Consider the following 12354-nt stretch of genomic DNA (forward strand, 5'->3'; position numbering starts at 1 on the left):
GCAGGATTTCGTCGACTTCGCCAACGACTACTTGGGAGCGGATATCATCTTCTGGGCCACCTCCTCGCCATGGCTCCACCAGGGCACCGGCAAGTAGACGCTTCGCGGGACTCTCACGGCATCCCGGCACAACGCCTGACGGGCAGTCATCACCCAGGTGACAGCGTCAGGTCCGGCGGGCTTCCCCCCGGCTCACCCGCGCCCCGCGGCTTGTACGCGAAAGCCGAGGCGCGACTGCTGAGCACCTGCGACTGTAGCTGAGTTGATGCATTCGCCCAGGGTGCACACCGCGTCGTGCGGGAATGACTCGTGCGACAGTCAACAGTCTGCGCGAAAAGCAGGGTTGGGAGAGAAAGACATGGCCGACAGGGTCAGCGGCGTGGTCCGGTGGTACAACCAGGCCCGGGGGTTCGGGTACATAGACGGGGACGACGGCCGTGAGGTGAGGGTGGACAGCCGGGCCATCGAGGACGCAACCTTCGTCGTCGAGGGCCTGCGGGTGAGTTACGTGCCTATAGAAGACGAAAACGGCTGGCATGCGGAACACCTGACCATCGTCAGGCATTCTCCCGGAGCCGCCCACCACGAGTAACCCGCGCGTCCGGCAACATCCGGGGGTGAACGGACCTGCCCGTTCACCCCGCACCGCGCGTACCGGCTCCCACCGGGGTTCGGCCAGGGGCCCGACGCGACGCCCTGGCACTCCCCGGCCGCTACCGCCGCTGCCCGCAGCCCGGGCAGAACGCCGCCCCCTCCGGCAGCGGGGTCTGACACCCCTTGCACGAGGTCTGCTGGGCCAGCAGAAAGCCGCAGCCCGGGCAGAAGCGTCCGCCCTGCGCCTCCGTACGGCACTGCGGACAGACCAGCTGCCGGGGAGTGCGCGCGTCGAAGCCCTGTCCCTGTTTCTGGCCCTGGTCGTACGCGTGCTGGGTCACCATGTCGTTGAGGCCGCGCTGCTGGGCCGCCATCATCTCGCCCGCGGTGTCGGGGGCGCAGTTGTGGCAGAGGCCCTGTTCCTGGTTCCAGCAGCGACGGCACACGTAGACACTGCAGCGCCCACAGCGGTTGAAGTGGGACGTGGCCTTGCCGATGGCCCGCTGGAAGGAGGCGTCGCGCGCGCTGCCCCACCCGGAGCCGGCCAGCCCGTCGGCGGCGGTGGACACCCCACCGCCGACCCGGCCGAGCGCGCCCGACGCCATGCCGATGGCCCGGCCGAGCCAGCTCGCCAGCCGCCCGCCCCGGTACGGCTCGAAGGGCGAGCGCCACGTGTCGTGGCAGCGCCAGCAGGAGAACTCGAACTGGAAGCCGGCCGCAGTTCCGTACTGCTCGCACAGATCGCGGTAGTTGCTGGCGAAGTAGATCTCCGTGCTCACCGTCTCGCTCCTCCGGGCTCGGACCGCCACTCTCCAGCCGGACGACGCGCGGTGGCGTGCGGACGGTTCTGTTCAGCCGAAATCCGGTGCGGAGACGCCGACTTGATACTTCATACGGGGCAAAGCCCGCATGCCGGAGCGAAGCCAGGCGGCCCGTAGCCATGTCGCGCGGATCAGGGCGCCCGCCCGGTTCGCGAGGCCGGCCGCCCCGCCCGCGACCCGGAAGTGCGGCCTACCGTCCGCCCCCGCGTCGAAGCCGCGCCGAAAGGTGATGTTGCAGCGGCTGCCCGACCGCCGCGAGGTCGTGGACGAAGTCGAGGGTGTCCTCGTCGGTCAGGGTGTAGCGGCGGCGGGTGGCGTCGACCTGTTTGGCGGTGGGCGCGAGGGCCACCTCATGGGTGGTGAGGTCGACCACGCCGTCACCGGCGCGGCCGACCGAGATCTCCGCGATGCCGGTGGGCTGAGTGATCAATGCCTCCACCCGTCCGTCGGGCTGCACCCGCCACCAGCCGCTCTCCCGGGCCGACGGCCGCAGCGGGGTGCCGTCCGCGTCGACCAGCCAGGCGCGCGCCTCGTAGTGGAGGAAGGGACGCCCGTCGTGGCTGAAGGTGACCTCCTGCGCGTACGAGAACTCCTCGGCGAGCGTCGGGTACTCGCCGCGGCCCCGGCCGGTCCAGGTGCCCAGGAATCCGGTCAGCGGCGCGAGCAGCGGGTGCGGCGCGGGTGCTTCGTCCGGCCGCAGGGCGTCGGGATACGGATACGTCTGTCCGGGGTCGAACATGATGTGCGCTCCTGGGTCGAGGCCGGTACCGGGTGCCAGCCTAGGCGCGCCTCCCGCTGCCGCGGATCCCTGCACGTGGCGGGCCGGCAAGGTGCACGGAGAGTCGTCGTCCCGGCGGTTTCCAGCGACATCTACGGGTGGCCGCTTCGCCCCGACAGACCATTATCAGCCACCTCGGCCACGGGATCTGCTGCGCGGGACCCGTCGCGAGTACCCCTGTCCTGACTTGATCAAAATGGGGTTTACCACTGTATAGCTGACGCAATCACCACCATTGGCCACCCCAGGAACCCTGAGCGGACCACGCGATCCCTATCCGCCCAGTGGCTCAGATGCATCGATGCTTCCCCGGCCGTTTCGACCAACATCAACAGGCGCTGCTTCACTTGCGCGGCGGGAGCTCCACGTCGCCTGATCAGGTGACTTCAGGGGCTCCCTCTTGACGCAACCGCCCAGATGGAAGGTCCCGGGATGTCGACCGCAGCGCACCGGCAGCAGCCTGAACAGCAGGCCGGAATGGCACAGCTCAGCCTGGGGATCGCCGCTGCGCGGAACCTGGCGACGACCACCAAGAGCGTCCCGCAGATGCAGGGCATCAGCTCGCGCTGGCTGCTGCGCATGCTGCCCTGGCGGGAAGTGAAGGGCGGAGCGTACCGGGTCAACCGGCGCCTCGCGTACGAGGTCGGCGACGGCCGGATCACCTTCGTCCAGGACGGGGCCGCGGTCCGCGTCATCCCCGCGGAGCTCGGGGAACTGCCGCTGCTGCGCGGGTTCCACGACGACGAGGCGCTGCGGGCGCTGGCCGAGCGCTGCCGGCAGCAGGAGTACGAGCCGGGCCGGGTGATCGCCGAGCAGGGCGGGGCCGTCGACCACGTCTACCTGATCGCGCGCGGCAAGGTGGAGAAGGCCGGCACCGGGAAGTACGGCGAGGAGATCCGGCGCGGCGTGCTGGCCGACGGCGCGTTCTTCGGCGCGCAGGCGGTGGCCGAGGAGCCTGGCGAGTGGGAGTTCACGGCGCGCGCGCTGACGGCGTGCACGGTGCTGGCCCTGCCCCGGGCCGCGTACCAGGAAGTGGTGAGCCGCAACGAGCGGCTGCGGGCCCACGTCCGCGAGCGCCAGGCCGAGAAGGCGCGCCCGCAGAACAAGAAGGGCGAGGCGAGTATCGCCCTCGCCTCCGGCCACACCGGCGAGCCGGTGATCCCGGGCACCTTCGTCGACTACGAACTCGCCCCCCGCGAGTACGAACTGAGTGTGGCCCAGACGGTCCTCCGGGTGCACAGCCGGGTCGCCGACCTCTACAACGACCCGATGGACCAGGTCGAGCAGCAGCTGCGGCTGACCATCGAGGCGCTGCGCGAGCGCCAGGAGTCCGAGCTGGTCAACAACCCCGAGTTCGGTCTGCTGCACAACGCCGACTACAGCCAGCGCATCTCCACCCACTCCGGCCCGCCGACCCCCGACGACATGGATGAGCTGCTGAGCATGCGGCGGGGTACCAAGGCGTTCTTCGCCCACCCCCGGGCCGTCTCCGCCTTCGCCCGCGAGTGCAACAAGCGGGGCCTGTCCTTCGACAGCGCCGACGTGGGCGGCCACGCGGTCCCCGCCTGGCGCGGCGTGCCGATCCTCCCCTGCGGCAAGATCCCCGTCTCGGAGGAGGGCACCTCCGCCATCCTCGCCATGCGTCTGGGCGAGGACGAGCAAGGTGTGATCGGCCTGCGGCAGACCGGGATCTCCGACGAGTACGAGCCGGGTCTGAACGTCCGGTTCATGGGCATCAACGACCAGGCCCTCATCTCCTATCTGGTGAGCACCTACTACTCGGCGGCCGTTCTCGTCCCCGACGCGCTCGGCGTCCTCGAGAACGTCGAGGTCTTCCACACCCCGTCCTGACGGGCCCCCGGAACGGAGAGAAGAGCCTCCTGTGTCACTGCTGTCCCGGATCACCGCGCCCACGGCCCGCCATGACGCGGCGCGGCTCGCGGCCGCGCTGCTCACCCACCACCAGGGCGTCCGCCGTTCCGCGCCGAAGGCGCTGCCCAGCACCGCCCCGCGCCCGACGGGCGCCACCGTGCCCACCGGGCCGACGGGGCTGGGCACCTCGGCCGCCCGCATCACGCCCCGGAAGCCGGCCGACGGCACCCCGGGCGCCTCGCACGAGCGCGGTACCGGCGTCCCGGAGCTGTACTGCCCGCCCGCGCTCCGCGACGACCCGGCACTCGGCCAGGCGGTCAACGGCCGGCTGATCGAGTGGGCCGACGAGGTCGGTATCTACGCCGGGCGGCTCGACCGCGTCCGCGCGGCCGACTTCGGGCGCCTGATGATGCTGGCCCACCCCGACACCGACGACCCGGACCGCTTGCTGGCGGCGGGGAAGTGCGCGCTGGCGGAATGGGCCACGGACGACTACTACTGCGACGACGAGACCATGGGCTCCAGGACCGAACTCCTCGGTTCACAGCTCGGGCTCGCCTACGCGGCCCTCGACCCGGCCCATCTCCCGGCCCGGTACGTGCCGGCGTGGGAAAGGGACATGCGCGGCGACCCCGTACGCGTCGCCCTGCGCTCGGGCCTCGATCACCTGGGCCGGTACGCGGAGCCGTCCCAAGTGGCCCGGCTGCGGCACGAGGTCGCGGTCCTCTTCGTCGGCTACGGCCAGGAGGGCTCCTGGCGGTCCCGGGGGCACATGCCCAGCGTCCACGAATACCTGGCCCACCGTCAGATCAACAGCTTCCTCCCCTGCATCGCGCTGACCGACGTGGTGGGCGGTTACGCGCTGCCCGCCACCGAGTACGCCGACCCGCGCGTGCGCCGTGCCGTGACGATGGCCGCCACGGCCAGCACGCTCGTCAACGACCTCTACTCGATGACGAAGGAACACGACTCCTCGGGCGTGGAGTTCAACCTGCCCATCGTGATCGCCGAGGAGGAGCGGTGCTCGCCGCGCGAGGCGATCGAGCGGAGCGCGGAGATCCACGACGAGCTGGTGCGCGCCTACGAGGCGGAGGCCGCGGTCCTCGCCCTCACCGGATCGCCCCAGCTGCGCCGGTTCCTCGCGGGGGTGTGGGCCTGGCTCGGCGGCAACCGCGAATGGCACAGCGGCAGCCCTCGCTACGCCGGCGCGTAGACCTGCGCCCTTCTCCCCTGTCACCACACACATCCCCCCATGCATCACGCATGTCGTAAGGAGCACCCATGACGACCACGCCCGCCCCCGCCGGCGTCCTTCGCACCGCTTACCAGAAGTCCGTCGCGGAGTACTGGAACAACGAGAAGGACCCGGTGAACCTGCGCCTGGGCGACGTCGACGGCCTCTACCACCACCACTACGGGCTGGGCGACTACGACCCGTCCGTCCTGGAGGGCCCGGAGGAGACCCGGGACGCACGCATCATCGAGGAGCTCCACCGCCTGGAGTCGGCCCAGGCCGACGTCCTCCTCGACCACTTGGGCCCGATCGCGCCCGATCAGCGCCTGCTGGACGCCGGCTGCGGCCGCGGCGGCACCAGCATCATGGCCAACGCCCGCTTCGGCTGCCAGGTCGACGGCATCTCCATCTCCCAGTCCCAGGTCGACTTCGCCAACGGCCAGGCCCACAAGCGCGGCGTGGACGACAAGGTCCGCTACCACTTCCGCAACATGCTGGACACCGGCTTCCCCACCGGGGACTTCCAGGGCATCTGGAACAACGAGTCCACCATGTACGTGGACCTCCACGAGCTCTTCGCCGAGCACGCCCGCCAGCTGGCGTACGGCGGCCGCTACGTCACCATCACCGGCTGCTCCAACGACGTCACGGGCCTGCGCTCCAAGGCGGTCAGCCGCATCGACGAGCACTACACATGCAACATCCACCCCCGCAGCGCCTACTTCAAGGCCATGGCCGCGAACGGCCTCGTGCCCATCAACGTCGTCGACCTCACGGCCGCCACGATCCCGTACTGGGAGCTGCGCGCCCGGTCCTCCCTCGCCACCGGCGTGGAGGACCCGTTCCTGACCGCGTACCGCGAAGGCAGCTTCCACTACCTCCTCATCGCCGCCGACCGCATCTGAACCACCACGGTCAGGCCGAGGCGTGGGCGCCTGGGCGCCCCGGGTCCGTGAAGGGACCGGGGCGCCCGCCCGCCGCCGCGACGGCAGCACCGCCTCCTGTGTGTTGGCCGCGAGCGCGAACCCGACCGCCAGCGGGCTGAGCAGCAGACCCACCCTCATCTCGTCCGCACCGGGGTGCCTGACGAGCGCCGGCGGTACCAGCACCAGCGGCCCGAACAGCACCAGGTATCCGGCGAGCGCGCCGAGCAGCCCCCAGGAGATCCGTCGGTCGCGCATCAGCCCTACCGATACCAGCGGTGCGGGGGCGCGGCGCTCACGCCGTACGAATCCCCACCACAGCACCGACGAGGCGACGACCAGTGCGGCGCCCGCCCAGCCGGGCACGGGCAGGCCGGAGAACACGGACACCCCGCCCAGCAGTGCCGCCGCCCCTGATGCCAGCCAGGTCATGCCGGGCAGGTCCACACGGATGTCAGTGGACCGTCGCCCCGTGGGCGGCAGCAAGAGGCGGCCCATGGCCACGGCGGCGATGCCGACCGGCACATTGATCCAGAACACCCAGCGCCAGCCCACCGTGGCCACCAGGACGCCGCCCAGTGTCGGCCCGACGGCCAGGCCGACGGCCAGGCCGACCGCCTGGCCGGCCGCCTGGAAAAAGCGCCGACGCAGACGGTCAGTACCACCAACTGCCACGAGTACGCCGACTCGCGCACCCACCGCGGCCGGTCGCGCTCCCGCAGCAGCCTCTCCCCCAGCCCACCGGCCCGTTCTTTCATACACACCACCGTGCACACCGCGCCCGCCACATCCCGCGGCGGCACGCACCGCGCGCCGCCCGTCCCCCGAACAGCCCCAGCCTTCAGGCGTGCCGCGACGCACCGGCCGGGCCATCCGAGTGGCGATGAAGCGCACGGGTCCCGCCATCGCGACACGGCGAGTGGATTCTCGTCGATGCCGGCACCCGCGGCGCATAATATGTCCACATTTGCAGGAATATCGAGGAGGTTCCCCGATGTTCGAAACCACCCGGCAGTTCGACCCGCAGGGGTGAGCGGACTCAGTCAGGGCGCGGCGCCGGCCCTGGAGCTGGACGACATCCAGGGCACCGTGCTGCGCCGCCGCCCGGACGATTACCACGGTGTCTACCTCCTGTACCGGATCGAGGACCCGGCCGCGACGAAGCGGTCGCTGAGCGACGTCCTGCCGAAGATCACCAGCGCGGAGGACTGGGAGCGGCCCCGCCCGTTCACCCTCAACATCGCCTTCAGCTACCGGGGACTGGCCCGGCTGGGCGTGCCGCAGGACTCGCTCGCCTCCTTCTCCGAGGAGTTCCGGGTCGGCATGGCCGCCCGCAAGGAAGTACTCGGCGACCTCGGTGCCAATGACCCCAGCGGCTGGATCCCCCCGCTCGGCGGCCCTGACGTACACATCGGCGTGATGATCATCGCGGGTACCCTCGAGGGGCTGCGCGAGCCGGTGGACACGGCCGGGCGGCTGGCCGGGGTGAAGCTGGTCTACCGGCTCGACGTCGGCGTCCCGGTCACCGGGCGCGAGCACTTCGGATTCCGGGACGGCATCTCCAGCCCGTACCTGACCGGCAGCGCCGATCAGCCGTTGCCCGGTCAGGACGCCGTCCAGCCCGGCGAGTTCCTCTTCGGCCACCCGGACGAATCCGGAACGCCACCGAAGGGTCCGGCCCCGGACGTGCTCGGCCGCAACGGCTGCTATCTGGCCTTCCGGCAGCTGCACGCCGACGTCGCCGGGTTCCGCCGGTACCTGCACGACAACGCCCGCTCGGCCGAGGACGAGGAACTGCTCGCGGCCAAGATCGTCGGTCGCTGGCGCAGCGGCGCGCCGCTCGCGCTGGCGCCGGACCACGACGATCCGGAGCTGGGCGCCGACCCGATGCGCAACAACGACTTCCGCTACCACGACGACCCACGCGGCTTGTGCGTGCCGCGTGGCGCTCACATCCGGCGCGCCAACCCGAGGGACGGCCTCACGGACAGCGTGGTCGCGACCGGCATCCACCGCGTGCTGCGGCGCGGCGCCGCGTACGGCCCGCTGCTGCCCGACGGGATCCTCGAAGACGACGGCGCGGAGCGCGGGATCATCTTCGTCTTCATGGGCGCCAGCCTGTCCCGGCAGTACGAGTTCGTGCAACAAGTGTGGCTCAACGACGGCGACTTCGCAGGCCTCGGCACCGAGCGGGACCCGCTGGTCGGCAACAACGACGGCACCGGCGTGCACACCGTCCCGGCCCGGCCGGTCCGCCGCAGGCTCACCGGGCTGCCCCGGTTCGTGACCGTGCGCGGTGGCGAGTACTGCTTCCTGCCCGGCCTCACCGCGCTCAAGTGGCTCACCACGCTGCCCGACCCGGCTGACGACCCATCCGCCACGCGCCCCTCATCGAGACCGGAGGACGACAGGTGACACCGCCCAAGACGCACTTCACCCCCGTGCGGTACTCACCCGATGCCGTGCCGCCGGAACCGGACTTCGACCGTCACCTGCAACAGGCCATCGACGTCGTCGAGAACTTCGAGAAAGGCTCGATGGAGGGCGAGGGCGAGAACCGCGCGGTCCGCTTCGCCCACGCGAAGGCGTACGGACTGGTGCGCGGCACCTTCGAGATCCTCGACGGCGTCCCGCCGGAGTACGCCCAGGGCCTCTACGGCAGGCCCGGGACGCACGACGCGCTGGTCCGCTACTCCAACGGGCTGTCCCACCTGGGCGCCGACCGGATGCTCGGCAACATCGTGGGCATGGCCACCAAGGTCTTCGGGGTGGACTCCACCACCACCCTGCCGGACGAGACCGCGAGCCACACCATGGACTTCAACATGATCAACGGGCCCGTCTTCTTCTGCAACACCGCGGCCCACTACACCTTCCTCTCGAAACTCTTCATCGACCTGCCGAAGTACCGGCTCGACGGCCGCCGGGGCAACCACCGGATGTACTACGACTGGGTGACCGGGTACGGCACACTGCCACCGGAGGAGTGGGCCTGGGACGAGCTCGGCGCGATGCTGCGGCTGGGCGCGCAGGCACGCTGGCAGAACCTCCTCCTCAGCTCGTTCTTCTCCATGGGCGCGGTGCGCCACGGCGACTACATCGCCAAACTGCGCATCCGCCCGACGGAGAGGTCCGCGGCCGGCGTACAGGCCCGCGACCTCGACCCGATGAGCCGGGACGAGGTCTTCCGGCCCGCCCTGGTCGACGAACTCTCCCGGTCCGACCACGAGTTCGACTTCCAGGTGCAGCTGTGCGCGTCCCTGGAGTCCATGCCCGTCGACGACCTCACCGTCGAATGGGAGGAACACGAGTCCCCGTTCGTGACGGTCGCCAGACTGCGCTTCCCCCGCCAGGACATCGGCGGCGAGGACAACCTCGCCGCCGCCGACGCCCTCTCGTTCACGCCCTGGCGCTGCCCGCCGGAGCACGTACCGATCGGCCCGATCCAGACCGTCCGCAAAGAGGTGTACCGGCGCTCGTCCGTGCTGCGTCACGAGCTGAACGGCCAGCACCGCGCCGAACCGGCCACGGCAGCCGACGTGCTTCCCGACCCGTCCTGACGTCTCCTGTCGAATCCTGTGGAATCCCGCCGAACCCCGTCGCACCCTGTCGAAAGAGAACCCCGATGTACGACTTCGACCCGTCGACCTACCAACCCATCTCCCCGGACGTACCGGTCGAGGAGATCGCCAAGAACTTCCAGAGCCCCCGCACCCAGACCGACGGTGTCGGCCTGCGAGCGGTGAACCGGTCCGAGTTCACCCTGCTCGCACCGGTCATCCAGCCCACCGGCCCTGCCGTCTTCCTGGAGCGCGCCGAGAAGGCCTGCATCGAGGCGCCCTACTGGGAGAGCCGCCTCGGGACGGTCCACGACCTGCGTGTCGCACTCGTCAACGACGGCCGGCACGTGCTCTTCTGCGCGACCTACAGCGACGAGTTCAAGCCCTACGTCATCGACGTCATCCGCTTCGCCACCCCCTGGATCGACTACATGTTCACCGACGTCGCGGTCGGCTACCCCGGCCTGGCCTCCGACGACGCGATCCCGTACATCGCGAAGTACCAGGTGCAAGCGAACGTCTGGTACGGCGGCCTCAACCCGGAGGCCAGCCCCAAGAACATCGCCAAGAGCCTCGCGGTGGCCGCCGCGTTCGACAACCTGCTGGACGCCGCGCAGGACTGACCGCCCCCCGCCGCCAGTGTTTCGAAACAGCCCTCGGCCAGGTGCTGAGGATTCCGTCATCGGTGCGGCATGGGTACGCCCGCAGCACGGAGCCTGGCCTCGGTGAGCGCGGTCAGCCGGGCCGCGACCGGTGCCTGGTCCTGGCGGTGGGTGTTGATCAGCTTGTACTGGGCCGACGCCTTCGCCCAGGCCCGCAGGCCGGCGGGATCCCCCTGCACCGCGGGGTTGGCGAGGTAGTGGTCGGCCATGGCGGTCGCGAGTTCCTCGATCCGCGGGTCGTCCGGTTCCCAGGACTCAGCCTCCCAGCCGCGCTTGGTCAGGTCGACGTACTCGGGGTCGTCCAGCCGGTGTTCGAGCTGGGTCAGGAAGCCGTCGAAGCCCTCCGGCACCAGCGCCCGGGCCAGCACCAGGGCCTCCCGTTGCGCGGCCACGTAGTCGGGGCCGAAGCCGAGGCCGGGCATCCGGTCCAGGACCGCGCAGGCGCGGTCGGGCAGCAGGGCCCGGTCGCCGTCGGCGAGCCGGCGCAGCGTGTCGCGGCGGGCGACCAGCTCGTCGATACGTTCGGTGAGCTGCCGCTCGACGTCGGCGAGCCCGGCGCCGAACCGCGCGGCGTCGGCGTCGAGCATGGGGCCGGTCCCGGCCAGCGGCACGCCCGCGGCGGCCAACGTCCGTACCTGCACCAGCCGCAGCAGCTCGCCGGATCCGTACCGCCTATAGCCGGAGCTGTCGCGTTCCGGCTCCTCGACCAGGCCGAGCTTGTGGTAGTGCCGCACCGTCTTCACCGTGACGCCGACGAAGGCCGCCGCCTGCCCGATCGTGATCCCGTTCCTCATCAGCACAGCTTGCCGCAGAACACCTCGTGGACGAAACGCTGTTGGGCGGTCAGGAATGCCGGCGCTATCGACAGGTCGGCGTCGTCCACCCAGGTCAGCCCGGCGGTCAGGGTCTTGCTGCCGTCGGCCGTGCTGTACATCAGCGCCGCCGAGCCCATGGTGGCGCCGTTGTGGTGGAAGACCGTGCCGCACTCCGTTTCCTGCGCGAACACCCCCAGGCCGTAGCCGACGGTCGCCTCCGGCGTGCGCATCTCGGCCAGCAGCTCGGCAGGCAGGAGCTTGCCGCCCATCAGTGCGGAGAAGTACGTGTGCAGGTCCCGGGTGGTCGAGATCATGTCACCACCGGCGCCGACCCAGGACGGGTTCTGGCGGGTGACGTCGACCGTCCGCTCCTGCCCGGCGTCCTCGTAGCGGTAGTAGCCGTGGTTGTGCGGTTCGGGGATCTCCGGTGAGGTGCCCGGGGCCACGGTGCCGGTCATTCCCAGGGGTCCCAGGATCAGCCGCTGCAACTCCTCGGCGAACGAACGGCCGGTGACCTTCTCGACCACCAGCCGGGCCAGCACGTAGTTGGTGTTCGCGTAGCTCCAGCCCGTGCCCGGCGCGAACCGCGCCGGCCTGGACGACGACAGCCGCACCAGCTCTTCGGGCAGGTAGGTCTTGAACCGGTTGTCCACCCACTCCTTGCCCTGCCAGGGGACCCCCAGCACGATCGTCCCGTCCTCGTAGAGCTCGCCGGTGTGGTTGAAGATCCCGCTGGTGTGCTGGAGCAGCATCCGCACAGTGATCCGCGGGTCGAGACCGAACTCGGGCAGGTAGTCACCGGCCGGGGTGTCCAGGCCGATCCTTCCCTCGGCCACAAGCATGAGCACCGAGGTGGCGATGAAGTTCTTGGTGGTGCTGCCGATACGGAAGTGCCCGTCGGTCAGCGGCTTGTCACTCCGGCCCAGCTCGCGCACGCCGGCGCTGCCGACCCACTCGCCCTGGTCGTCGTTCACCCGGAGCTGGACCCCGAGGAAGCCGGACTCGACCAGTTCCTCGATCGCCTTCCGCAGCTCCGGGCGGTCCTGTGTCCGGCCGGAAACAGTGGTGCACATGGTGGTTGGCTCCTTCGCGTCG

At 70.5% G+C, this 12354-nt stretch carries 11 protein-coding genes and 1 pseudogene; 7 read left to right on the top strand and 5 right to left on the bottom strand.

What is annotated here, in order from left to right; translation table 11 throughout:
* Positions 1 to 358 precede the first annotated feature (358 nt).
* Positions 359 to 592 carry a cold shock domain-containing protein gene (locus AB0435_RS10415; protein WP_366004415.1) on the top strand — a complete coding sequence of 78 codons (234 nt, stop codon included), beginning with the start codon at positions 359 to 361 and terminating at the stop codon, positions 590 to 592.
* Positions 593 to 713: 121 nt separating this feature from the next.
* On the opposite strand, the gene AB0435_RS10420 is transcribed toward AB0435_RS10415, so the two are convergent.
* Positions 714 to 1373, bottom strand: a complete 660-nt coding sequence (locus tag AB0435_RS10420) for a zinc ribbon domain-containing protein (RefSeq protein WP_366426670.1) — start codon at positions 1371 to 1373, stop codon at positions 714 to 716.
* A gap of 232 nt (positions 1374 to 1605) precedes the next feature.
* Positions 1606 to 2154 carry an FABP family protein gene (locus AB0435_RS10425; RefSeq protein WP_366426671.1) on the bottom strand — a complete coding sequence of 183 codons (549 nt, stop codon included), beginning with the start codon at positions 2152 to 2154 and terminating at the stop codon, positions 1606 to 1608.
* 471 nt (positions 2155 to 2625) lie between these two features.
* Here AB0435_RS10425 and AB0435_RS10430 point away from each other — a divergent pair, with 471 nt between their 5' ends.
* The 3 genes from AB0435_RS10430 to AB0435_RS10440 all read left to right on the top strand — a co-directional run bounded on the left by AB0435_RS10430 (position 2626) and on the right by AB0435_RS10440 (position 6204).
* Positions 2626 to 4044, top strand: coding sequence for a family 2B encapsulin nanocompartment shell protein (locus tag AB0435_RS10430; RefSeq protein ID WP_366426672.1), 1419 nt, complete (start codon positions 2626 to 2628; stop codon positions 4042 to 4044).
* A gap of 31 nt (positions 4045 to 4075) precedes the next feature.
* Positions 4076 to 5278, top strand: a complete 1203-nt coding sequence (locus tag AB0435_RS10435) for a family 2 encapsulin nanocompartment cargo protein terpene cyclase (RefSeq protein ID WP_366426673.1) — start codon at positions 4076 to 4078, stop codon at positions 5276 to 5278.
* Between the two features lie 68 nt (positions 5279 to 5346).
* Positions 5347 to 6204 carry a geranyl diphosphate 2-C-methyltransferase gene (locus AB0435_RS10440; protein WP_366004410.1) on the top strand — a complete coding sequence of 286 codons (858 nt, stop codon included), beginning with the start codon at positions 5347 to 5349 and terminating at the stop codon, positions 6202 to 6204.
* Positions 6205 to 6696: 492 nt separating this feature from the next.
* On the opposite strand, the pseudogene AB0435_RS10445 reads toward AB0435_RS10440, so the two are convergent.
* Positions 6697 to 7176, bottom strand: a pseudogene (locus tag AB0435_RS10445) (hypothetical protein); the annotation flags it as partial.
* A 75-nt stretch (positions 7177 to 7251) separates the two neighbouring features.
* Between AB0435_RS10445 and AB0435_RS10450 the strand changes: the two are divergent.
* The 3 genes from AB0435_RS10450 (at position 7252) to AB0435_RS10460 (ending at position 10405) form a co-directional block, all read left to right on the top strand.
* Positions 7252 to 8637 carry a Dyp-type peroxidase gene (locus AB0435_RS10450; RefSeq protein ID WP_366426674.1) on the top strand — a complete coding sequence of 462 codons (1386 nt, stop codon included), beginning with the start codon at positions 7252 to 7254 and terminating at the stop codon, positions 8635 to 8637.
* Positions 8634 to 9782, top strand: a complete 1149-nt coding sequence (locus AB0435_RS10455; protein WP_366426675.1) for a catalase family protein — start codon at positions 8634 to 8636, stop codon at positions 9780 to 9782. Before AB0435_RS10450 ends, AB0435_RS10455 begins: the two co-directional genes overlap by 4 nt.
* A gap of 65 nt (positions 9783 to 9847) precedes the next feature.
* Positions 9848 to 10405: a hypothetical protein gene (locus AB0435_RS10460; RefSeq protein WP_366426676.1), complete on the top strand. Its 558-nt coding sequence runs from the start codon at positions 9848 to 9850 to the stop codon at positions 10403 to 10405.
* Between the two features lie 56 nt (positions 10406 to 10461).
* On the opposite strand, the gene AB0435_RS10465 is transcribed toward AB0435_RS10460, so the two are convergent.
* Entirely contained in the window at positions 10462 to 11238 is a 777-nt protein-coding gene (locus AB0435_RS10465) for a MerR family transcriptional regulator (RefSeq protein WP_366426677.1), read from the bottom strand.
* Positions 11238 to 12332 (bottom strand): serine hydrolase domain-containing protein, encoded by a 1095-nt coding sequence (locus tag AB0435_RS10470; protein ID WP_366004404.1) that lies wholly within the window; start codon positions 12330 to 12332, stop codon positions 11238 to 11240. The genes AB0435_RS10465 and AB0435_RS10470 overlap by 1 nt, the downstream gene beginning before the upstream one ends.
* Between the last annotated feature and the right edge of the window lie 22 nt (positions 12333 to 12354).

The sequence above is a fragment of the Streptomyces sp. NPDC051173 genome (genome assembly GCF_040689515.1).
In the GTDB taxonomy this organism is placed as follows: domain Bacteria; phylum Actinomycetota; class Actinomycetes; order Streptomycetales; family Streptomycetaceae; genus Streptomyces.